The sequence below is a fragment of the Stenotrophomonas humi genome, assembly GCF_001431415.1.
In the GTDB taxonomy this organism is placed as follows: domain Bacteria; phylum Pseudomonadota; class Gammaproteobacteria; order Xanthomonadales; family Xanthomonadaceae; genus Stenotrophomonas; species Stenotrophomonas humi.
Genome location: NZ_LDJI01000003.1, coordinates 37,940 through 59,200, shown reverse-complemented (window position 1 = coordinate 59,200; position 21,261 = coordinate 37,940). Strand labels below are relative to the sequence as shown.

18 protein-coding genes and 1 pseudogene are annotated in these 21,261 nt (G+C 65.1%); 7 read left to right on the top strand and 12 right to left on the bottom strand.

Features of this window, described 5'->3' with window-relative positions; translation table 11 throughout:
• Nucleotides 1-96: 96 nt before the first annotated feature.
• The 8 genes from ABB26_RS00885 to dinB form a co-directional block, all read right to left on the bottom strand.
• Nucleotides 97-867: a heme ABC transporter ATP-binding protein gene (locus tag ABB26_RS00885; RefSeq protein ID WP_057631778.1), complete on the bottom strand. Its 771-nt coding sequence runs from the start codon at nt 865-867 to the stop codon at nt 97-99.
• Nucleotides 864-1,907, bottom strand: a complete 1,044-nt coding sequence (locus ABB26_RS00880; protein ID WP_057631687.1) for a FecCD family ABC transporter permease — start codon at nt 1,905-1,907, stop codon at nt 864-866. The genes ABB26_RS00885 and ABB26_RS00880 overlap by 4 nt, the downstream gene beginning before the upstream one ends.
• On the bottom strand, nt 1,904-2,947 hold the full coding sequence (locus tag ABB26_RS00875; protein WP_245626104.1) for a heme/hemin ABC transporter substrate-binding protein: 1,044 nt from the start codon (nt 2,945-2,947) through the stop codon (nt 1,904-1,906). Before ABB26_RS00875 ends, ABB26_RS00880 begins: the two co-directional genes overlap by 4 nt.
• A gap of 126 nt (nt 2,948-3,073) precedes the next feature.
• Entirely contained in the window at nt 3,074-4,456 is a 1,383-nt protein-coding gene (locus ABB26_RS00870; RefSeq protein ID WP_057631686.1) for a YncE family protein, read from the bottom strand.
• A gap of 174 nt (nt 4,457-4,630) precedes the next feature.
• Nucleotides 4,631-5,623, bottom strand: a complete 993-nt coding sequence (locus ABB26_RS00865) for an alpha/beta hydrolase (protein ID WP_057631685.1) — start codon at nt 5,621-5,623, stop codon at nt 4,631-4,633.
• Between the two features lie 13 nt (nt 5,624-5,636).
• Nucleotides 5,637-7,880 (bottom strand): TonB-dependent siderophore receptor, encoded by a 2,244-nt coding sequence (locus ABB26_RS00860; protein ID WP_083490612.1) that lies wholly within the window; start codon nt 7,878-7,880, stop codon nt 5,637-5,639.
• A gap of 248 nt (nt 7,881-8,128) precedes the next feature.
• A complete protein-coding gene (gph, locus tag ABB26_RS00855; RefSeq protein WP_057631684.1) occupies nt 8,129-8,779 on the bottom strand; it encodes a phosphoglycolate phosphatase in 651 nt (216 codons plus the stop codon).
• 111 nt (nt 8,780-8,890) lie between these two features.
• Nucleotides 8,891-9,994 carry a DNA polymerase IV gene (dinB, locus tag ABB26_RS00850; protein ID WP_057631683.1) on the bottom strand — a complete coding sequence of 368 codons (1,104 nt, stop codon included), beginning with the start codon at nt 9,992-9,994 and terminating at the stop codon, nt 8,891-8,893.
• 211 nt (nt 9,995-10,205) lie between these two features.
• On the opposite strand from dinB, the gene fabA reads away from it, so the two are divergent.
• Both fabA and fabB read left to right on the top strand, forming a co-directional pair.
• A complete protein-coding gene (gene fabA, locus ABB26_RS00845) occupies nt 10,206-10,721 on the top strand; it encodes a 3-hydroxyacyl-[acyl-carrier-protein] dehydratase FabA (RefSeq protein WP_057631775.1) in 516 nt (171 codons plus the stop codon).
• The gene (gene fabB / locus ABB26_RS00840) at nt 10,721-11,929 is read left to right on the top strand and encodes a beta-ketoacyl-ACP synthase I (RefSeq protein WP_057631682.1); all 1,209 of its coding nucleotides are present in this window, start codon (nt 10,721-10,723) and stop codon (nt 11,927-11,929) included. Before fabA ends, fabB begins: the two co-directional genes overlap by 1 nt.
• A 189-nt stretch (nt 11,930-12,118) precedes the next feature.
• Here the strand turns inward: fabB and ABB26_RS00835 are convergent, their stop codons facing one another.
• The 3 genes from ABB26_RS00835 to ABB26_RS00825 form a co-directional block, all read right to left on the bottom strand.
• Nucleotides 12,119-12,466 (bottom strand): SH3 domain-containing protein, encoded by a 348-nt coding sequence (locus ABB26_RS00835; protein ID WP_057631681.1) that lies wholly within the window; start codon nt 12,464-12,466, stop codon nt 12,119-12,121.
• 77 nt (nt 12,467-12,543) lie between these two features.
• Entirely contained in the window at nt 12,544-14,571 is a 2,028-nt protein-coding gene (locus tag ABB26_RS00830; RefSeq protein ID WP_057631680.1) for a M3 family metallopeptidase, read from the bottom strand.
• Between the two features lie 35 nt (nt 14,572-14,606).
• The gene (locus ABB26_RS00825) at nt 14,607-15,728 is read right to left on the bottom strand and encodes a PLP-dependent cysteine synthase family protein (RefSeq protein WP_057631679.1); all 1,122 of its coding nucleotides are present in this window, start codon (nt 15,726-15,728) and stop codon (nt 14,607-14,609) included.
• A 224-nt stretch (nt 15,729-15,952) separates the two neighbouring features.
• Between ABB26_RS00825 and ABB26_RS19105 the strand changes: the two genes are divergently transcribed.
• The 5 genes from ABB26_RS19105 (at nt 15,953) to ABB26_RS00800 (ending at nt 20,314) form a co-directional block, all read left to right on the top strand.
• On the top strand, nt 15,953-16,300 hold the full coding sequence (locus ABB26_RS19105; RefSeq protein ID WP_161808996.1) for a CopL family metal-binding regulatory protein: 348 nt from the start codon (nt 15,953-15,955) through the stop codon (nt 16,298-16,300).
• A 124-nt stretch (nt 16,301-16,424) separates the two neighbouring features.
• A complete protein-coding gene (locus ABB26_RS00815; RefSeq protein WP_057631774.1) occupies nt 16,425-18,239 on the top strand; it encodes a copper resistance system multicopper oxidase in 1,815 nt (604 codons plus the stop codon).
• Nucleotides 18,236-19,357: a copper resistance protein B gene (locus ABB26_RS00810; protein ID WP_057631677.1), complete on the top strand. Its 1,122-nt coding sequence runs from the start codon at nt 18,236-18,238 to the stop codon at nt 19,355-19,357. Before ABB26_RS00815 ends, ABB26_RS00810 begins: the two co-directional genes overlap by 4 nt.
• 61 nt (nt 19,358-19,418) lie before the next feature.
• Entirely contained in the window at nt 19,419-19,715 is a 297-nt protein-coding gene (locus ABB26_RS00805; RefSeq protein WP_057631676.1) for an EF-hand domain-containing protein, read from the top strand.
• Between the two features lie 56 nt (nt 19,716-19,771).
• Entirely contained in the window at nt 19,772-20,314 is a 543-nt protein-coding gene (locus tag ABB26_RS00800) for a DUF411 domain-containing protein (protein WP_211261929.1), read from the top strand.
• 515 nt (nt 20,315-20,829) lie between these two features.
• Here the strand turns inward: ABB26_RS00800 and ABB26_RS19640 are convergent.
• Nucleotides 20,830-21,198 (bottom strand): annotated as a pseudogene (locus tag ABB26_RS19640) (hypothetical protein); the annotation flags it as partial.
• Between the last annotated feature and the right edge of the window lie 63 nt (nt 21,199-21,261).

Here is a 21,261-nt window from a genome sequence, read left to right as displayed (position 1 = left end):
GAGCAATGAAAAATGCCCCGGTTCACCGGGGCATTTTTTTTTGTTGTAGAGCAGAGCCATGCTCCGCTGAGGCGTTGCCGGCAAAGTCCCAGCCGATCATTCGTCGCAGGGCACCACCAGCGGTACACCACGGGTGGGATGTTCGATCACCTGCACCGTCTGCCCGTAAACCTGCCCGATGATGTCGCGAGTCAGCACCGCGCGCGGTGCGCCATCGGCGGCGATGCGGCCTTCGCACAGCATCACGATGCGATCGGCATAGGCCGAGGCCAGGTTGAGATCATGCAGCACCACCACCACGCAGCGGCCCTGCCGGGCCAGTTCGCGGGCGCTGTGCAAGGTGCGCTCCTGGTGACGCAGATCCAGCGCGGCGGTGGGTTCATCCAGCAACAGCACCGGCGTGTGCTGCACCAGCGCGCGGGCCAGCGACGTACGTGCGGCCTCGCCACCGGACAGCGTCTGCACATCGCGTGCAGCCAAGGCGCTTACGTCCACTTCGGCCATCGCCTGCGCGACGATACGCGCATCTTCAGCCGGATTGGATGGATGCGGCAAACGCCCCATCGCCACTACTTCCTGCACGCTGAAGGCGAAACGCACCGCGTGATCCTGCGCCATCACCGCACGCTGCAACGCCAGTTCGCGCACCGGCCAATCGGCCAGTGCACGCCCCGACAACAACGCGCCGCCCTGGTTTGGCACGGCATCACCGGCCAACAACGCCAGCAACGTTGATTTGCCTGCGCCATTGGGTCCGACCAGCGCGGTGAGCGTGCCGGCCTGCAGGCTCAGGTTCACCCCGGACAGCACCTGGCGATTGCCACGCATCACCCCGGCGTTGCGCAGCTCCAGAAGAGGCGTAGTCATGCCGGCCCCCGGCCACGCTTGCGCAGCACCAGCCACAGGAAGAACGGCGCGCCCAATGCCGCCGAGAACAGGCCCAGCGGAATTTCGGAAGGGGGATCGAGCGTGCGTGCGGCGGTATCGGCCACCACGATCAACAACGCACCAGTCACGCCCGACAGCGGCAGCAACCAGCGATGCCCCGGCCCGGCGAGCATGCGCACCAGGTGCGGCACCACCAGGCCAACAAAGCCGATGCTGCCGGCGAACGCCACCGCCGCGCCGACCAGCAACGCACTGAACACCACCAGCAACAAGCGCGTGCGCGCCACATCCAGGCCGATATGCCGCGCCTGGCGTTCGCCCAGTGCAAGCATGTCCAGCGGCGTGGCCAGCCGCCACAGCGCCAGCAGGCCGATCACAAACACCGGCGCCACTGCGGCCACGTCGCTCCAGCTGGCCTGTGCCAGCGAGCCCATCTGCCAGAACACCAGCGATTGCAGTTCGCTCTCGCTGGCGATGTAGGTCAGGAAACCCACCGCCGCCGAGCACGCCGCACCGATGGCGATGCCGACCAGCAGCAATGTGGCGGTGCCCTCACCGCGCCCGGGCCGCGCCAGCAAATAGATCAACGTGGTGGCACCAGCGCCACCGAGAAAGGCAGCAATGGGAATGAACCAGGCGCCCAGCGTTCCGGCGCCAAGCACGATCGCGGCCACCGCACCCAGCGATGCGCCCTGGCTGACGCCGACGATGCCCGGATCGGCCAGCGGGTTGCCGAACAGTCCCTGCAGGGCGACACCGGCCATCGCCAGCGATGCACCCACCAGCGCCCCGAGCAGCGCGCGCGGAATGCGCAACTGCCAGACCACGCCCATGTCGCGGGCACTGATCGACGATGAATCAACCAGCCCCAATTTCACCGCGATGGCCTGCAGCACGTCCGACGGCGGCAGCTTCAGCGGCCCGGTGCCGAAGGACAACAGCACCGCCGCCAGCAGCACCGCCAGCAACATCCACAACAACAGCGCGCCGTTGGGCCGCCGCACCTGCCCGGACATCATTGGCGCGGCAATTCCGCCAGGGCCTGCGCCAATGCCAACGCACCGGCACCGGAGCCCACGCTGGTGGACTTCAGTTCGATATCCGGCATCACCCACACGCGATTGGCGGTGCCGGCCGGGGTGTGCCTGAGCGTCGGATAGGCCTTCCACAAACCGGCGTCACCGCCGAACAGGCGCAGGTCGTTCTCGGTCACCAGGATCACCTCTGGTGCCGCCGCCACCACGCCTTCATTGCTGAGCTGGGAGTAGTTCGCCACGCCGGCCTCTTCGCCGATGTTGATGCCACCGGCAATGCTGATGAGCTGGTTGGCGGCACTGTCGGCGCCGGCAACGGTCGGCAAACCGCCGGCGCCACTGGCCGACAACGCGATCACGCGCGGACGATGTGTCTGTCCGCTGGCGATGGCAGCAGCCTGATCCAGCTGCGCCTGCACCCTGGAAGCCAATTGCTGGCCCTGCGACGACAGCCCGACGGCTTCGGCCACCTTGCGCACCTTGTCCGGCGAAGTTTGCAGATCGTCGATGACCACCGCGGCATGGCCCGTCGCACGCAGGCGTTCGGCCAGCACTGCGTGGCGGCGCAGGCTGTTGCCCAGGAACAGGCTGCCTTCCAGGCTGAGCACGCCTTCCACGCCGGTGGTGCGGTTGAACAGAAAGTGCTTCTCTGCCGCCTTGCCCGCTGCCGTTGCCGAGCGTTCCGGTGCGGCGTAGACATTGCCGGACAAGCCCAGTGCCTCAAGCACCGCAATCACGTCATCGCCACCGGCAATGATGCGGCTGATGTCGCTCACTTCGACATCGGCGCCATCGTCCGAATGCACCTTGGCCGGCAACTGCGCCGTGCCAGCTTCCACCTGCGGTACATCCTGTCCAGCGACGCGCTTCCAACCCTGCGGCAGCGCGACGGCATCCACGTACGCGGCAGCGGCGGTCACCCGTGCAGGCGTTGCCTGTTCCGGTGTGGGCGCACGCTCGCAACCGGCGCCGAGCAGAGCCAGCATCAGGCCGATGCCCGTCGGCAATGCGGTGGTGGTTTTCATCATGGTCTCCTCGACGGTTGCGGTTGCCGGCGCTCAATGCTGCGGCGGACCCTTCATGGCACTGCGGGAGATACCGTTGCCGGCACCTCCCGCTCGAACTGACAGCACCACGTGCAGACGTGGCGATTACTGCTTCGGTACGAAACGGGTGATGCGGTCACCCTTGGCGTCGTCGGCACCGCGCGACTTGTTGACCGCGAACATCACCGTGTCCGGACCCTTGCTGACGTGGTTCGGGTAGGTGCCACCATCCAGATTGGCCACGATGCTGCCGACCTCGTCGACCACGGTCACCGTGCCGGCGGCACGGTTGCTGACGTAGGCCAGACGCGTGGAAGGGCTGTAGGACACGTTCAACGCACCGGCGCCGACGTACACGTCGTGCTCCACCTTGCCGCTTTCCGGGTCGACGATGAGCAGGTTGTCGCTGCCCTGCGAGACCACCAGCAGACGCTTGGCCAGCGGGTTCCAGGCCACGCCGATGGCATCGCGTGCGCCAGCCAGCGGGAACACCTTTTCCACCTTGCCGCTGACGCCGTCGATCACAGCCGCTTCGGCCACGCCCAGGCTCACCGTATAGATCCTGCCGGTGGCCGGATCGATATCCAGGCTGGTCGGGGTGAAGGTTTCACCACGTTTGCTGGATGCGATGGTGATGTTCTCCAGCTGCTGCAGCGTGCGCGTGTCGAACACGCTGATGAAGTCCGCACCGGTGGCCGACACGTAGGCCCGGTTGTGCTGGGCATCGATCACCACGTCGCGCGAATGCGACACCGCACCGACCGGGAACTGTTTGACCAGCGCCAGATCCGACTGCCGGTACACGGCCACGGTGTCCTGGCGGGTGTTGGTCACCCAGACATTGCCGTTGGCGTCATCCACACCGACGCCGTACACGGCGAACAGGTTGCCGTCGTTGCCCGGTGCGGCCTGCGGCGATACGCGGGCGATGACCTGCAGGGTTTCCGGATCCACCTTGAGCAGCTCGGACTGCTTCACCGGCGGGCGGCCGACCGCACTGGTCACGAACGCGGCCTTGCTCTTCGGGCTGTACGCCACCTGGTACAGGCCCTGCGCGAGCTTGTTGCTGGCCGCCTGGATGCTCTCCTGCCCGGACAGCGGCACATCACGCGAGACCTTCAGCTCGAAGATCGACGCTGCATCCGGGCCGCTGGCGCGCACCACGATCGGCTGCTGGCCCGGCACCGCGTCGGCAGGAACCGCCAGCTTGCCGGTGAACTTGCCTTCGCCGTCGGCCACGTAGGGCTGTGCGTTGAGCACGCTGTCGCCGCGCAGCAGCGTCACCTTCTGGCCGGGCTTGAAGCCACTACCCTCAAGGCCGGTTTCGCCGCCCGGCAGCACCACCGGTGCGGTGGCACGCACGCTGCCCTTGAAATCGTTGTCAGGCTGGCCGAACACCTGCGCGCCGGCGATGCCGGTAGCCAGCAGCAGGGCCAAGCCGAGTACGGCCGGGCGTGGGGAACGGGAATGGGAACGAATGACCGTCATGGCGCTTTACCTCATCAAGGGATGCATGCCCTCGGCATGCAGTTGGGGGGGGTTGCCTGGGCCATGACGCGGCCTGGGTAATTCACATGCCGATGGGCGCGCGGCCCATCGTGTTTCATCGTCAGGATCAGCCGGCCGCAACGATGCGGCACACGCTGATCGCAGTCGTTCGCATCAGGGACGCGGCTCGCCACTGCGGTCACGAATGCCGCCAACCAGGTGCAGCGTGCGCATCAGCGAGGCACGGAACATCGGGCCATGGCTGAGTCCGTTGAACTCGATGTAGTCGGTCTCCAGCCCCGGCACCTGTTTCAAGCGCACGCCCAGTTCGGCCGCCGCCCCCGACGGTGCGCCCGAAACACGCTTGAGGTGGGCCAGCACGCGCGGATTGGTCATGTCGCGATTGCTGAAGTCCGGCGCGCGTTCACCGCCGCCGAGCATCAGCAGCAACCTCGCCGGATGACCGGCGTTGTTGGCGATGAACTGCTGCTCCGGCGCGCCGAGCATGGCGCCCTGCTTCCACCACAACGAAGGGCTGGCCGCCGCGTAGGTCTGGAAGGCTCCGGCACGGCTGTACAAGGTATGCAGCACGAACAGGCCACCCAGCGAGTGGCCCCACAGCGTCTGCCGGCCAGCATCGAGCGCGGCGCGGCGCGCCACTTCCGGGCGGACCTGGCGCTCCAGCGTTTCCAGGAATGCATCGGCACCGCCGCCAATCACCGCACCGCTCTCCGATTCATCGGCGACCAGCGTGTAATCGCGGGTGCGTGCCGGGGAATCGATGCGCAGCGGGTTGTCGTAGCCGACGAACACCAGCAGGCTCGGCGTGGTCTGCGCCAGCTCTTCCAGCACGCTGTCGTCGAACTCGATCAAGGCCGCATTGCCGTCGAGCATCCAGATCGCCGGGAAGCCAGCAGCCGGCGCCTTGCCGGTGGGAATGCCCAGATTGACCCGCCAACGACGGCTGCCGTCCTGGCTGGTCACCACGAAACGCTCGAACCGGTAATGCGCGGACGTACGCTCGGCCACCGTCTCACCGATGACCTGCGCCGGATTGCGCTGCTGCGCCATCAACGCCGGCGAAACCAGCAACCCCATCATTCCCGTTATCGCCATGGCCATCGTCGCCATGGCGCGACCGATCACGCCGCGCATGCCCTTGTTCATCGCTGAATTCCCGTCAGAAACCGACTGTCAGATTCACCCAGTAACTGCGACCGGGCTCGTTGTAGGTATCGGCGCCCGCACCTGTGGCACTGGTGCTGGTGGTGCCTTCGCGGAACAAGCGCTTGTCGAACAGATTGTTGATTCCGGCACCCAGCCGCACCTTTGGCGTGATGCGGTACTGGCCGCCCAGGCTCCACAGGTCATAGGCCGCACGCGTATCCGGCGGCAGCACCGCACCGGTGGTGCTCGACTGCGTGGCCGACTCCTGCTTGCCGTAGAAGGTGCCGGTCAGCATGAACGACAACTGCGTGTTCACCTGCCAATCCAGGAAGGTGTTGACCGTGTACTCGGGAATGATCGACAGCGGCTGGTCGGTGATCCTGTCGACGTTCTCGATCATCCAGGTGACATTGGTGTTCCACGACAGCACATCGCCGCCGCCAACCAGCGGCACCTTCAAGTTGCCTTCCACGCCGCGGATGATGGCTTCCGGCGAGTTGGTCCACTGGAACACCTGACCCTTGGTGTCATTGGTCACGCCGATGCGCTCCTGACCAGCGACGATCTTGTCCTTGTAGTCGTTGTGGAAATAGGTGACCGAGGCATGCCAGCCATTGTCCGGCGCCCACTCCACGCCGATTTCTTTGTTGATGCTGGTCTCCGGATCAAGGTCCGCATTGCCCATCACATAGCAGCCCGAGCCCATGTTCGGACTCAGCACCGGGCAGCCGTTGCCACGCGTGTAGTACAGGTAATCCGGGTTGGCCTGGTACAGGTTCGGTGCCTTGAACGCACGCGCGATGCCGCCCTTGATCGCCCAGTCCTGGGCCAGCTTGAACTGCACGTTGAGGCTGGGGCTGACGTTGTTGCCGAACTGCGAATGGTGGTCGAAACGCACGCCCGGGGTCACCGTCCAGCGGTCACCGAAGTACAGGTTGTCCTCGATGAACACCGCGGCGAACTGCTGGTCGCTCTTGCCGGTGCGGGTGCCGGTGTAGCCGGGGATACCGCCACCGCTGCTGGAGCTTTGCGTGACCGAGTACGGATCATCCAGCTTCATGTCGCGGTATTCGAAGCCCAGCGTCGCCACCTGCTCGATGCCGCCCCAGTTGAAAGGCACGTTGATCTCGCCATCCACGCGCGCGGAGGTCAGCTCGGAAGTGGAGAATGTCGCGCCCTCGTTGATCGAACCTTCCGGACCACCGGCCAGGCCCTCGTTGAGGCGCGTGTTGTCGGTGTCTTCATAGGCGGCGGTGATGCGCGAAGTGCCCCAGTCGTAGCTGCCGCGATGGGTCAGGCCGAACGAGCGGCGCAGCATTACGTTGGTCTCGGCGCCGAACAGGTCGTTGAGGCGCTGGAAGCCGTCACCGCTGACGCCGCGCTCGCCGGAGTAGATATTGCCCTGGCGGCTGACGCTGGCATCCAGTTCCAGCACGTGGTTGTCGTTGACGTCGTAACGCAGCAGTCCGCTGATATCGCGGTTGCGCACGCCTTCGCGCCCGGCCGGCGGCGTCACCCCGGTGGCGAATTCTTCGTTGAGCTCCAGTGCATCCGGCTCGGTCTTGTTGACGTTGCCGAACAGCCGGAACGACAACCGGTCACTCAACGGGCCGGACAACTGGAAGCCAACCCGCTCGCTGTCGCCTTCGGCGCTGTGTTCGGCTTGGCTGCCGTACAGCGTGAGCGAGCCGGTCAGGTCACCGGTCGGCTTCTTGGTGATGATGTTGACCACGCCACCGGACGCGCCGGAACCGTAACGCGCCGCCGCCGGGCCACGCAGCACTTCGATGCGCTCCACCGCTTCGGCCGGCACCCAGTTACTGTCGCCACGGCTGTTGCGTTCACCGCTGCGCCCCATGCGCACCGAGTCGCGCGAGCTCACCGGGCGGCCGTCGATCAGGATCAGCGTGTTCTCCGGGCCCATGCCGCGAATGTCGATCTGGCGGAAGTTTCCGTAAGCACCGGAGGCGGTATTGCCGGTCAGGTTGATGCCCGGCATGCGGCGGATCACTTCGGACAGGTCATTGGCCGGCGGCAGGCGTTCCAGGTCCACCGAGGTGATCACCGAGGTGCCCAGTGCCTGGCGCGCGATCTGTTCTGCGGTGACGTGAACCGTGTCGATGTCGGTGGCATCCGGCGCGCCTTCGGCGGCTACCGGGCCAGCAATCAACGCAGACAGCGCCAAGGCAACGGCAAGCGGGCGGCGACGGGACAACAGGACACGCGCGGGCAACCGCGACGAAGAACGACGGGACATGGCAAAGCCTCTCGACAGTGGGGGTGCGAACCTCTGGCGAACGGCTTGAGGTACGGCAGGTATCGATTGCAGCGACCGGGATCAGGCACCGGCTCACTGCGGAATGGCCGCATTCTACACTAAATGATAATGATTATTACTTACTTTGAGGCGCGACAAAGCGCCGCACGGCCGGTAGAACGCGACCATGCGGCGCCGGGGTTTACCGAGAAGTCCCCCGCCGAGCGTGGCTCGGCACTACCGGCGGGTCACGCGATGTGGCCCAACAGCTCCGGCAACGTATCGATCACCGCCACTGCATCGGCGGCATCCAGATCCAGGTCGCGCGTATAGCCGTAGCGCACCAGCACGATCGGCATGCCGGCAGTGTTGGCTGCGTGCAGATCGGTCGCCGAATCACCCACCATCAGGCAGCCCTGCACCGGCTGACCAAGCAAGGCGGCAACGTGCTGCAGCGGCTCAGGCGCCGGCTTGCGCTGCGGCAGCGAATCGCCGCCGATGATGTGCGCGAAGAACCGATCGATAGCCAGGTGTTCCAGCAATGGCGGCACCAATGCCGACGGCTTGTTGGTGCAGATCGCCATCGGCAGGCGCTGTGCCTGCAGTGCTTCCAACGTTTCGAGCACCCCGTCATACAACTGCGGGCTGCGTAGCAGGCACTCATGATAGTGGCGCATGAAGCTGGGCATCACCTCATCCAGCGTGCGGTCGACGCCTGCATCGCGCAATGCGGTGGTGACGAGCTTGCGCACGCCCTCACCGATCCAGCTGCGCACCGTGGCTTCACTCACACGCGGCAAGGACAGATCGTCCAGCGTGCGGTTCACTGCTTCGGCGATATCACCGGCACTGTCCACCAGTGTGCCGTCCAGATCGAAAACCACAGCCGAAGTCACCACGTGCTCACACTCCACTACGGAAAGCGCTCGATTGTAACGGGAGGTTCCTGCTCGACTGCAGGATCACGGACTTCAAGCCCCGCGCGCGCGTTGAAGTCAAGCAAAGGGGCTTCAAACACCGGGCAGCCAGTCATCGCGCTGCACATCCCGGAACAGATCCCCCTGCACCATCACATCCTCACGATCGCGAAACCCCGACAAGCCCACGCCCACCAGGCGATACAAGGTCTCCGCCGGCAGTTGCACGCGCTGGCACAGCGCCAGGGCGATATCGCGCAGTTCTTCCACCGATGACGGCGCCGCGTCCGGCGTGAAGCTGCGGGTGAGGATGCGGAACTGCGCGGTCTTGAGCTTGAGCACCACCGTGTGCCCGACCCGCTCGGTGCGGCCGGCTGCACGCCAGGTCCGCTCCGCCAACTGTGTGATCATTTCATCGAACGCACCCAGCGGCAGATCCTCGGCAAAGGTGTCTTCCGAGGAGATCGACTGCACCGGCTGATCCGGCTCCACCGGTCGCTCATCAATGCCACGCGCGCGACGGTAAAGGCTGCCACCGAAGCTGCCGAACAGCGCTTCCAGCTGCTCCAGCGGCAGCGCACGCAGGTCGCCGACGGTCGCGATGCTCAGCGCCGACAACTTTCCGGCCATCACCTTGCCCACGCCCGGTATGCGGCCGACCGGCAACGGCGTCAGGAACTGCTCCACCTTCGACGGCGGCACCACGAACTGGCCATCGGGCTTGCGCCAATCGGAGGCAACCTTGGCCAGGAACTTGTTGGGAGCGATGCCGGCCGAGGCGGTAAGCCCGGTGACTTCGCGGATCTGCGCGCGGATGGTGCGGGCGATTTCGGTGGCGATGCCATCGCAGGTCGGTGAATCGGTCACGTCCAGGTAGGCCTCGTCCAGCGACAGTGGCTCCACCAGCGGGGTGTGCTGCAGGAATATCTCGCGGATCTGCCGCGAGACCGCCTTGTAGCGGGCGAAGTCCGGCGGCACGAAGATCGCGTCCGGGCACAGCCGCTCGGCCCGCAGCGCCGGCATCGCCGAGCGCACACCAAAGGTGCGCGCTTCATAGGACGCGGCACAGACCACCGAGCGGGCTCCCTTCCAGGCCACCACCACCGGCTTTCCGCGCAATTGGGGGTCATCGCGCTGCTCCACGGACGCGTAGAAGGCGTCCATGTCGACATGGATGATCTTGCGAAGCTGGGCCACGACAACAGTCCGAAACGGTCGCCAACATGATAGCTGTTGTCGCTAAATGCACACTTGTCCTCACAATTGTGCAATTCAATATCGTCGATAAAAGCCGCCGAACGGCAGCGAACTGCGTCGAACATACGCCGCCGTCCAGTGAAAACATTTGATTGAACGCAGGTGCTGACGCATGCTCGGCGGCTCGTTCCTGGCTTTGGATTACCCCCGGATGACCCGTCTGCACTCGTTCTCCCGCGACCAGCTGCTGGCCAGCGCGCGTGGCGAACTCTTCGGCCCCAACAAGGGCCGCCTGCCCAACGACCCGATGCTGATGTTCGACCGCATCACCGACATCCGCGAGGAAGGTGGCGCGCATGGCAAGGGCCTGATCCGGGCCGAACTCGACATCAAACCGGACCTGTGGTTCTTCGGCTGCCACTTCATCGGCGACCCGGTGATGCCCGGCTGCCTGGGCCTGGACGCGATGTGGCAGCTCACCGGCTTCTACCTGACCTGGCTGGGTGCCGAAGGCCGTGGCCGCGCCCTGGGCTGCGGTGAGGTCAAGTTTACCGGCCAGGTGCTGCCCAGCGCCAAGCTGGTGCAATACGAAATCGATGTCTCGCGCGTGATCAACCGCAAGCTGGTGATGGCGCAGACCGACGCCCGCATGCTGGTCGACGGCCGTGAGATCTACTCCGCCAAGGACCTGCGCGTGGGTCTGTTCACTTCAACCGAGAGCTTCTGATGCGTCGTGTCGTCATTACCGGCATGGGCATCACGTCCTGCCTTGGCAACGATCTGGATACCGTTTCCAGCGCCCTGCGCGAAAGCCGTCCCGGCATCGTCGCGGCCCCCGACCATGCCGAAGCCGGCCTGCGCAGCCAGGTCACCGGCACGGTGCAGCTGGACATCGAAGCGCAGGTGGACCGCAAGCTCAAGCGCTTCATGAGCGATGCGGCCGCCTACAGCTACATCGCCATGCGCGATGCGATCACCGATGCCGGCCTGGAAGAAACCCAGGTCAGCAATCCGCGTACCGGCCTGATCGCCGGCTCCGGCGGTGGCTCCAGCGAGTGGCAGGTGGAAGCGGCGGACCTGCTGCGCAACCGTGGCGTGCGCAAGGTGGGCCCGTACATGGTGCCGCGCACGATGTGCTCGACCGTGTCGGCCAACCTGGCCACCGCGTTCAGCATCAAGGGCCTGAGCTACTCGCTGTCGGCTGCGTGCGCCACCTCGGCACATTGCATCGGCGCGGCGGCGGACCTGATACGTCACGGCGCACAGGACGTGATGTTCGCCGGCGGCGGTGAAGACCTGCATTGGTCGATGAGCGTGATGTTCGATGCGATGGGCGCGTTGTCCACCAGCTTCAATGAAACCCCGGCCACCGCCTCGCGTCCGTATGACGCCAAGCGCGACGGCTTCGTCATTGCTGGCGGCGGCGGCATTCTGGTGCTGGAAGACTACGACCACGCCATCGCGCGCGGCGCCAGGATCTATGCCGAACTGGTCGGCTACGGCGTCACCTCCGACGGCGCCGACATGGTCGCCCCGTCCGGTGAAGGCGCGGTGCGCTGCATGAAGATGGCCATGGCCACGGTTGATCGCCCGATCGATTACCTCAACACCCACGGCACCTCGACGCCACTGGGCGATGTGACCGAGCTGGGCGCGGTGCGCGAAGTGTTCGGCGACGCGGTGCCGCCGCTGTCCTCGACCAAGGCACTGTCCGGCCACTCACTGGGTGCGGCCAGCGTGCACGAGGCGATCTTCTGCCTGCTGATGATGCGCGACGGTTTCATGGCCGGCTCGGCCAACATCGAAACGCTGGACGAGCGTGCCGAAGGCTTCCCGATCCTGCGCCAGACGCAGGACGCCAAGCTGGACACGGTGATGTCCAACAGCTTCGGCTTCGGCGGCACCAATGCCACGCTGATCTTCGGCCGGGTGTGATGCCTGGTTGAGATTGATGCAATCAAGAACAGCCGCGAAAGCGGCTGTTTTTGTATCTGTGCATGCGTGATGGATGCAATGCAGGAGCGGCGTAAACCACGAAGCGGATGCCGCATCAGATCACGTGCATTCCCAGCAATTGCAGAATTTCCGGCTTCGCGGCTTACACCGCTCCTACGAAAACCGGGATCAACCACCCGGCCGCGCGGTCTCGATCACCACGCCCATGTCCTTGCCGGCATCGGCCAGGCGCACGCGCTTGCCGTCGCTCTTGGCGATGAGGTAATCGGCCGCGACCCACCCGCTCTTGCCACCGGCACGCACGTTGCACCACTGCAGATCGTCCAGGCAGCGCTGCACTTCCACCGTGGTGCCCACAGGCAGCACCGCCAGGCGCTCGGCGCGCTGGTCGGGGGCGCTGCGAAGATTCAGGCCATTGCTGACCTGCGCGGCGGGTTCGTTGATGCGCGGTTGGAACCACAGAACCGCACCGATGATGGCCGCGCAGGCGGCTATGCGGGTGATTAGCCGGGGCATGTGATCAGGGCTGGGGAAATCGTCCCCTAGCTTGATCCTCAACACCCCGGCTGACCAGCCCCGGGCGCGGACTTTATTCAGGCAGACATGCCGCTGTGACGCAGCAAGGCGTCGATCTGCGGATCACGGCCACGGAACGCACGGAAGTTCTCAGCCGCGCTGCGACTGCCGCCCCGCGACAACACTTCCGCACGGAACCGCGCACCGGTCTCCTGCAGCTTGTCCGGTGCTTCCTCGAAGGCGGCATAGGCGTCGGCACTGAGCACCTCGGCCCACTTGTAGCTGTAATAACCAGCCGCGTAACCGCCGGCGAAGATGTGGCTGAACTGGTTCGGAAAGCGGTTCCAGGCCGGCGGGAAGTTCACCGCCACTTCCTCACGCACACGCTCCAACAGTTGCAGCACGCCTTCCTGTTCCGGCTGGTACTGGCTGTGCAGCAGCATGTCGAACAGGGCGAATTCCAACTGACGCACGGTGAACATGCCGCTCTGGTAATTCTTCGCCGCCAGCATCTTGTCGAACAACGGACGCGGCAACGGCGCACCGGTGCTCACATGCGCCGTCATTTCCTGCACCTGGTCCCACTCCCAGCAGAAGTTCTCCATGAACTGGCTTGGCAATTCCACGGCATCCCATTCCACACCATTGATGCCTGCCACCGCCAACTCGCCGATGCGGGTCAGCAGCTGGTGCAGGCCATGGCCCATCTCGTGGAAGATCGTGGTGACTTCGTCATGGCTGAAGGTCGCCGGCTTGCCGTCGCTGCCACGGCCGAAGTTGCACACCAGGTACACCAGCGGTGTCTGCACGCCGGCAGCGGTGTCGCGACGGTTGCGGCAATCGTCCATCCACGCACCGCCGCGCTTGCCCTCGCGTGCGTACAGGTCCATGTAGAACTGGCCGACCAGCGCACCGTCGGCGTCCACCAGTCGATAGAAACGTACGTCTTCGTGCCAGACCGGCGCGCTGTCGGGCTGCACCTTCAAACCGTACAGACGCTCGATCACGCCGAACAAACCCGCCAGCACCTTCGGCTCGGTGAAGTACTGCTTCACCTCCTGCTCGGAGTAGCTGTAGCGTGCCTGCTTGAGCTTCTCGCCGACGTAGGACAGATCCCACGCCTGCAGATCTTCCAGGCCCAGTTCGTCGCGTGCGAAGGCTTCCAGCTCGGCGCGGTCGCGTTGTGCGAACGGCTTGGCACGGGCGGCCAGGTCGCGCAGGAAATCCAGCACCTGCGGCGCATCCTTGGCCATCTTGGTCGCGATGGAGTACTCGCCGTAGTTGGCGAAGCCGAGCAGTGCGGCCAGTTCGGCGCGCACCGCCAGGATGCGATCGATGTTGCCGCTGTTGTCCAGCGCGGCATCACCGAACTCGGAGGCACGCACCGCACTGGCGTGGTACAGCTGTTCGCGCAATGCGCGGTTGTCGGCGTAGGTGAGCACCGGCAGATAGCACGGCATCTGCAGGGTCAGCTTCCAGCCTTCGCGACCGTCCTTCTGCGCGGCGGCGCGGGCGTTGGCGATGACATCGACCGGCAGCCCGGACAGTTCGCTTTCGTTGTCCACGTACAACGCGAACGCGTCAGTGGCGTCGAGCACGTTCTGCGAAAACTTTGCCTGAAGCCCTGACAGTTCTTCCTGCAACTGCGCGAAACGGGCCTTGTCGGCTTCGTTCAACTCGGCGCCGCCCAAGCGGAAATCGCGCAGTGCGTTGTCCAGCACCTTGCTGCGGGCCGCGTCGTAGCCGGCCGCTTCCGGCGCGGCCGCCAGCGCCTTGTACTGCGCGTACAGCGCCGGGTTCTGCGCCACCGCGCTACCGAAGCGACTGATCTTCGGCAGGTTGGCGTTGTAGACCTCGCGCAGCTCCGGCGTGTTCATCACCGCCTGCAGATGTGAAACCTGGCCCCAGGCGCGATAGAGACGTTCGGTAGCGTCATCCAGCGGCGTCACGAACGCTTCCCAGCTGACCGGCGTCACTGTCTCGGCCGCCTTCACCGCGGCTTCGGCCTCGGCCAGCAGGGCATCGATGGCCGGGGTCACGTGTTCCGGACGGATTTCATCAAAACGCGGCAGGCCGGAGAAATCGAGCAGGGAATTGGTGTTCATGTTTGTCCTGAAAAACAGCGCCGGCCTGGCCGGCATCACTGTTGATATGGCGACGGTTCCAGCCACGCACAAGGCAGTTCCAGCGTGCCCTGCCCGGCAACGGCGGCGGCGATGACGGCATCGGCATTGACCACGTCGATGCCCTGCTGTTCATACCAGGCCGGGTTGTAGTAACTGTGCGCGTAGCGTTCGCCGGCATCACACAGGATGGTGACGATGGAGCCGCTGCGGCCGGCATCACGCATCTGCTGGGCGGCATACAGCACGCCGATGAAGTTGGTGCCGGTGGAACCACCGACGCGGCGACCCAGCGTGGCGCTGACGTGGCGCATCGCGGCCAGGCTCAGTGCATCGGGCACCTTGACCATTGCATCGACGCTGGTCGGGATGAAGCTGCGCTCCACGCGCGGGCGACCGATGCCTTCCACGCGCGAACCGCCTTCGCAGGTCATCTCGCGCCAGCCATCGCCGGCCAACGCGGCGCAATAGCCATCGTAGAAGACCGACACTTCCGGGTCCGCGCACAGGATCAGCGTGTCGTGGCGCCGGTAGCTGACGTAGCGCCCCAGCGTGGCGGCGGTGCCGCCGGTGCCGGGGCTGCACACGATCCATTCCGGCACCGGGTGCGGTTCTTCGGCCATCTGCTTGAAGATGGATTCGGCGATGTTGTTGTTGGCACGCCAATCGGTGGCGCGCTCGGCGTAGGTGAACTGGTCCATGAAATGGCCGCCGGTTTCGCGCGCCAGCCGTTCGGATTCGCAGTTCAGATCGCAGGCGCGCTGCACCAGATGGCAACGACCGCCGTGGAATTCGATGGCGGCGATCTTCTCCGGCGAGGTGCTGGCCGGGATCACCGCGATGAACGGCAGGCCAAGCAGGCGCGCGAAGTAGGCTTCGGACACGGCGGTGGAGCCGCTGGACGCCTCGATCACCGGACGGCCCTCACGCAGCCAGCCGTTGGCCAGCGCGTACAGGAACAACGAACGCGCCAGGCGATGCTTGAGGCTACCGGTCGGATGGCTGGACTCGTCCTTCAGGTACAGCTCGATGCCGGGAAAGCCCGGCAGGTCCATCGGGATCAGGTGGGTGTCGGCCGAACGGTTGAAATCGGCTTCGATCTTGCGGATGGCCGACGCCACCCATGCACGCTGGGACATGGAACGCCACTTCAATGAAGACTGGTGGGGATTCTACTGGCTGGGGCGGATATTGGCGGGTGCGGGGAAGGTTGGGGAGGGGTGCCGTTGTGGCTTCACTCCGTTGTAACCCGACTTCCATCGCCAGCCATCCCAAAAAACAACAATTCGTTCAGTTCTTGCCCTACCCGGGAATGCTATGGTTCAGGCCTGTTTATGGACGCCACTCTGTGCCGCGCATTCTGTTGCCCCTGCTGCTGTGCCTGTCCCTGATCGCCGGTGCGATCGGGTCGGTGTGGTCTGCCACGGTGATGGCCATGCCGATGCAGACCATGGCCATGGAAGCCGGCGACAGCGCGCACGACTGCTGCCATGAAACAACCAGCATGCAGTGCGACGCGGACAGCGCCGACAAGGCACCTTCCAGCTGTGCCGACGGCAACCACTGCGACTGCAAACAGCATTGCAACATGCTGCCGTCCACGGCGATGACCCGCCTGGGGACGACACGCCACGCGCTCGCGCCGATACCACCGGTGCCTTCGCACGATGATGTGGCACCTGGCCAGCTCAACCGGCCTCCCATCGCCTGACCTCCCGCGGCGCGCCCACGCGCCGCTCAGATGCCTGCGCCTTTGCGTTGCAAGGGTGCTTCCTTGATCTGTTCAGGACATGCCGTGACATAACGTGTCGCGCGCGCATGACCGGGAGTTCCACATGTCATCCGATTTTCTTTCCGATTCGCGCTCGGCGCTGTCGCGACGACGTTTCGTGCAGGGCCTTGCCCTGGGCGGTGTCGTTGCCGGTGCCGGGCTGGGCCGCATTCCCAGTGCCTTCGCCTCAACCGCTGCCATGGCGGTGCCGGCCACCGAGTTGCGTGGCACCGAACTGAGCCTTGCCATTGGCCGTTCGTCGGTCAACTTCACCGGCCGCACGCGCGGCGCCATCACCGTCAACGGTTCGCTGCCGGCGCCGATCCTGCGGCTGCGCGAGGGCGATCTGGTCAACCTGCGCGTGGCCAACACGCTCACCGATGAGATCACCTCCATCCACTGGCACGGCATCCTGCTGCCGGCCAACATGGACGGCGTGCCGGGCATGAGCTTCAACGGCATCGCACCAGGCGAGGCCTACCAGTACCGCTTCCAGCTCAAGCAGTCCGGTACTTACTGGTACCACAGCCATTCGTTGTTCCAGGAGCAGGCCGGCCTGTATGGGGCACTGATCGTCGACCCGCTGGCGCCACCGCCGTACCACTTCGACCGAGAGCATGTCGTCATGCTCTCGGACTGGACGGATATGGACGTAAATGCCCTGCACCGGCGCATGAAGAAGATGCCGATGCACGACAACACTTACCTGCGCACGGTGGGTGATTTCCTGCGTGATGCGCGCAACGATGGCCTGCGCGAGACGCTGTCCGACCGCGGCATGTGGGGCCGGATGCGGATGACGCCGTCTGACATCTCCGACATCAACGCCCACACCTACACGTACCTGATGAACGGCACCGCGCCGGCCGGTAATTGGACCGGGCTGTTCCGCAGTGGCGAAAAGGTGCTGCTGCGCTTCATCAATGGCGCGTCGATGACGTACTTCGACGTGCGCATCCCCGGCTTGAAGATGACCGTGGTCGCTGCCGATGGCCAGTACATCCACCCGGTCAGCATCGATGAGTTCCGCATCGCCCCGGCCGAAACCTTCGACGTGATCGTCGAGCCGACCGGCCAGGATGCGTTCACGCTGTTCGCGCAGGACATGGGCCGCACCGGTTACGCCTGCGGCACGCTGGCAGTGCGGCACGGCCTTCAGGCACCGATTCCCGCCATCGATCCGCGCCCGCTGCTGACCATGAGCGACATGGGCCACGACATGGGCAGCCATGGCGGCCACGCCGGAATGGAAGGGGGCTGCGGTGCCAACATGGGCAAGGGCATGGAAGGTGGCTGCGGCGCGGCGATGGGCCACGATGCACATGCCGGCCATGGTGCCGCGGCTGGCGACAAGTCACCCAAGCACAAACCCAGCGAAACCGGCAATCCGCTGGTGGACATGCAGACCGCAGCCACCGAGCCGAAGCTGGACGATCCAGGCATCGGCCTGCGTGGCAATGGCCGCAACGTACTGACCTATGGCGCGATGCGCTCGCTGTTCGACGATCCGGATGGACGCGAGCCGGGCCGGGAGATCGAGCTGCACCTGACCGGGCATATGGAAAAGTTCGCCTGGAACTTCGACGGCATTCCCTTTGGCGGTGCCGAGCCGATCCGCCTGAACTATGGCGAGCGCATGCGCATCGTGCTGGTCAACGACACGATGATGCAGCACCCGATCCATCTGCACGGCGTGTGGAGCGACCTGGAAGATGCCAACGGCCAGTTCCAGCTGCGCAAGCACACCATCGACATGCCGCCAGGCACACGCCGCACGTATCGTGTTCGTGCCGATGCACTTGGCCGCTGGGCCTTCCATTGCCACCTGCTCTACCACATGGAAGCGGGAATGATGCGCGAAGTGAGGATCGACGCATGAAGACGATCTCCCACACCGTGCTGTTCATCGCGCTGGCTGCCAGCGGCACCGCATTCGCACAGGATCCGCATGCGGGCCACGGTGCAGCAGCCAAACCTGCGGTGGATCCGCATGCCGGCCACGTCATGCCCAAGGCAAAGCCCGCTGCACGGACGCACGACGCGCATGCAGGCCATGCAATGCCGGCACCTGCGAAGGATGACCCGCACGCGGGCCACGATATGAAGGCAACGGGTCACAGTGCCCAGGGGGGCGCTGATCCACATGCCGGTCACGCAAAGCCCGGGCCTGCGAAAGATGATCCCCACGTGGGGCACGACATGTCCGGCATGGACCACAGTGCCCATGGTGCTGATCCACACGCCGGCCATGCCATGCCTGCAAAGGCAGCCAGCGACACGCCGCTCGAGCCGATTCCGGTACCGACCGCCGAAGACTTCGCCAACGCATTCCCTGTGTTGAAGCCGCATGCGATGGAGCACGCACCATCGTTCAACAGCCTGGTGGTATTCGACCACCTGGAGGGCTGGAACAACGATCACGGTAGTGGCCAGGCCTGGGGTATCGACGCCTGGTTCGGCAACGACATCGACCGACTGTGGGTGCGCAGCGAAGGCAGCCGCAGCGACAGCAAACTCGGCGACTGGTCGGTGGACGCGCTGTACGGGCGTTCGATCACCCCGTGGTGGGATGTTGTCGGCGGCGTGCGACATGACAACAGCCGCGAAACGCCCGACCTCACCCGCGCGGCCATCGGCTTCCAGGGCATGTCGCCGTACAAGTTCGAGGTCTCGGCCATGGCCTATTTCGGTGGTGCGCGCAAAGCCGAGCTGGCATTCGAAGTCGAGTACGACGTGCTGTTGACCAACCGCTTGATCCTGCAGCCGGTGATCGAGGCCAGCATCGCTGCCGACGACGATCCGCGGCGTGGCGTGGGCAGCGGCCTGGGGCATGTCGAAACCGGCCTGCGCCTGCGCTACGAAATCACCCGACGCTTCGCGCCATATGTCGGTTTCCTGCACGAACGCAAGTTCGGCCGCACCGCCGACCTGCACCGCGATGCCGGGGAAGGCGTGAGCGATTCACGCTGGGTGGCCGGCCTGCGTTTCTGGTTCTGATCCTGCGCGGCGGCACGCCAACCGGCGTGCCGCCCCTACTCTTTCGAATACGGAGAACTACATGAAGATTCTGCACACCCTGCTGCTCAGCGTAACGGCTGCTTTTGTCCCGGTCGCACTGGCCAACGCCCAGCACGCCGGCCATGGCGCACATGACCACAGCGCACATGCGGCCAAACCCGCCGCTACCGACAGCGAAGCGACATTCAAGCGTTTCGACGCCAACAACGATGGCTTCGTCACCCGTCAGGAACTGCCGGCCAAGCATGCATTGCTGCCGCACTTCGACATGAGTGATACCAACGGCGACGGCAAGCTTGATCTCAACGAGTTCAAGCGCGGTCTGTCCATGCTCTGACCTACCCGTCGCGCCGTGGCGAACCCGGCGCGACACTCTGCAAGGAAACAAACACCATGAAGATTCCATCGAAGATATCGTTCTACGGTTTGGCACTGGCAGGCAGCACGCTGCTGATCAGCGCCTGCAACGCCACACCTGCCACGTCCGTGGTGGCTGCCACCGCCAATACGACCACCGCCGCCGTGGCCGAGGTCGCTGCAGCGGCGGCAAAGCAGGCGCTGCCGCTGGTGAAGGTATTCAAGGACCCAAACTGCGGCTGCTGCGGCGGCTGGGCCGAGCATATGCAGGCGGCCGGTTTCCCGGTGCAGATCAACGACACCACCGACATGGGCGCGGTGAAGGAACGGCTGCAGATCAGCGACAACATGATGTCCTGCCACACCGCGGAGATCGATGGCTATGTGGTGGAAGGCCACGTGCCGGTTTCAGCGATCCAGAAGCTGTTGGCCGAGCGCCCGAAGGCACGGGGCCTGGTGCTGCCGGGCATGCCGATCGGTTCACCGGGCATGGAATCACCGGATGGCTTCAGCCGACCGTTCACCGTTTCGCTGCTTGGCGAAGACGGCAGCTTGAGCGAGTTCTCGAAGCACGAGTGAGTTGAGATGCAGTCCCCTCTGCCATACGCGGCAGAGGGGAGAACGCCGCACGCACACAGCGATCTCGCCGCTCTCCCGCACGTGGGGCGATGCGGGAGTTGCGGCGAGGGCTGCTTTCGAAACATGCAGAGCAAAGGCCTCCCCTCATCCGCCCCTTTGGGGCACCTTCTCCCGCACGCGGGAGAAGGGACGGAGCCACATGCAATGAGCGATCTGAGCCCCTCTCCCGTGTGCGGGGCGATGCGGGCTTGCTTGCGAACCACGGGTTCGCAGCCCGTTGAGCGCCCTTCGCGCCAGCGCGAGGGCCGGGGCGCGAAGCGGGGGTTGGGGTGAGGGCTGCTTTCAAACATGCAAAGCAGAAGCTTCCCCTCATCCCTCCCCTGTGGGCCCCTTCTCCCGCACGCGGGAGAAGGGACAAGGGCTGCGCGTATCAAGCAATCAGCAAAAGGCCCTCAGCCCCTGCGCACACCTTTCCCCGTCCACTGAGAAAGGTGTGACGCAGCAGCTCGCCCACTTCAGATCTTGAAGTCGTCGTAAGCAATCCTCGACTCCTCCACGCCCAGCGTGCGCAGCAACTGTCGCGTCGCCGCCAACATCGCCGGCGGGCCGCACAGGTAGAACTCACAACCGGCCAGGTCCGGATGCTGTCGCAACAGATCCTCATGTATCGCGTCATGCACACGCCGTGCTGAACCACCTTCGGTATCGCCCGACCACACCGGATGCCAGCTGAAGTTGGAATGCTGTTCCGCCAGCGCCTGCATCTGCGCTGCATACGGACAATCACGCGCGTTGCGAGCGCCATACCAGTAATGGATGCGTTCGCCCCCACCCTCTTCCAGACGCTGCTGGATCATCGCCCGCAACGGTGCCATGCCGGCACCGGCGCCGATGAAGATTTTTTCGCGCTCGACACCGCTCAGGGCAAAGTCACCGAAGGGCCCGCT

What these genes read in the sequence shown, in the direction of transcription:
- ABB26_RS00885 (WP_057631778.1), bottom strand. Translation starts at nt 867, where the DNA reads ATGACTACGCCTCTTCTGGAGCTGCGCAACGCCGGGGTGATGCGTGGC.
- ABB26_RS00880 (WP_057631687.1), bottom strand. Translation starts at nt 1,907, where the DNA reads ATGATGTCCGGGCAGGTGCGGCGGCCCAACGGCGCGCTGTTGTTGTGG.
- ABB26_RS00875 (WP_245626104.1), bottom strand. Translation starts at nt 2,947, where the DNA reads ATGAAAACCACCACCGCATTGCCGACGGGCATCGGCCTGATGCTGGCT.
- ABB26_RS00870 (WP_057631686.1), bottom strand. Translation starts at nt 4,456, where the DNA reads ATGACGGTCATTCGTTCCCATTCCCGTTCCCCACGCCCGGCCGTACTC.
- ABB26_RS00865 (WP_057631685.1), bottom strand. Translation starts at nt 5,623, where the DNA reads ATGAACAAGGGCATGCGCGGCGTGATCGGTCGCGCCATGGCGACGATG.
- ABB26_RS00860 (WP_083490612.1), bottom strand. Translation starts at nt 7,880, where the DNA reads ATGTCCCGTCGTTCTTCGTCGCGGTTGCCCGCGCGTGTCCTGTTGTCC.
- fabA (WP_057631775.1), top strand. Translation starts at nt 10,206, where the DNA reads ATGACCCGTCTGCACTCGTTCTCCCGCGACCAGCTGCTGGCCAGCGCG.
- fabB (WP_057631682.1), top strand. Translation starts at nt 10,721, where the DNA reads ATGCGTCGTGTCGTCATTACCGGCATGGGCATCACGTCCTGCCTTGGC.
- ABB26_RS00835 (WP_057631681.1), bottom strand. Translation starts at nt 12,466, where the DNA reads ATGCCCCGGCTAATCACCCGCATAGCCGCCTGCGCGGCCATCATCGGT.
- ABB26_RS00830 (WP_057631680.1), bottom strand. Translation starts at nt 14,571, where the DNA reads ATGAACACCAATTCCCTGCTCGATTTCTCCGGCCTGCCGCGTTTTGAT.
- ABB26_RS00825 (WP_057631679.1), bottom strand. Translation starts at nt 15,728, where the DNA reads ATGTCCCAGCGTGCATGGGTGGCGTCGGCCATCCGCAAGATCGAAGCC.
- ABB26_RS00815 (WP_057631774.1), top strand. Translation starts at nt 16,425, where the DNA reads ATGTCATCCGATTTTCTTTCCGATTCGCGCTCGGCGCTGTCGCGACGA.
- ABB26_RS00810 (WP_057631677.1), top strand. Translation starts at nt 18,236, where the DNA reads ATGAAGACGATCTCCCACACCGTGCTGTTCATCGCGCTGGCTGCCAGC.
- ABB26_RS00805 (WP_057631676.1), top strand. Translation starts at nt 19,419, where the DNA reads ATGAAGATTCTGCACACCCTGCTGCTCAGCGTAACGGCTGCTTTTGTC.
- ABB26_RS00800 (WP_211261929.1), top strand. Translation starts at nt 19,772, where the DNA reads ATGAAGATTCCATCGAAGATATCGTTCTACGGTTTGGCACTGGCAGGC.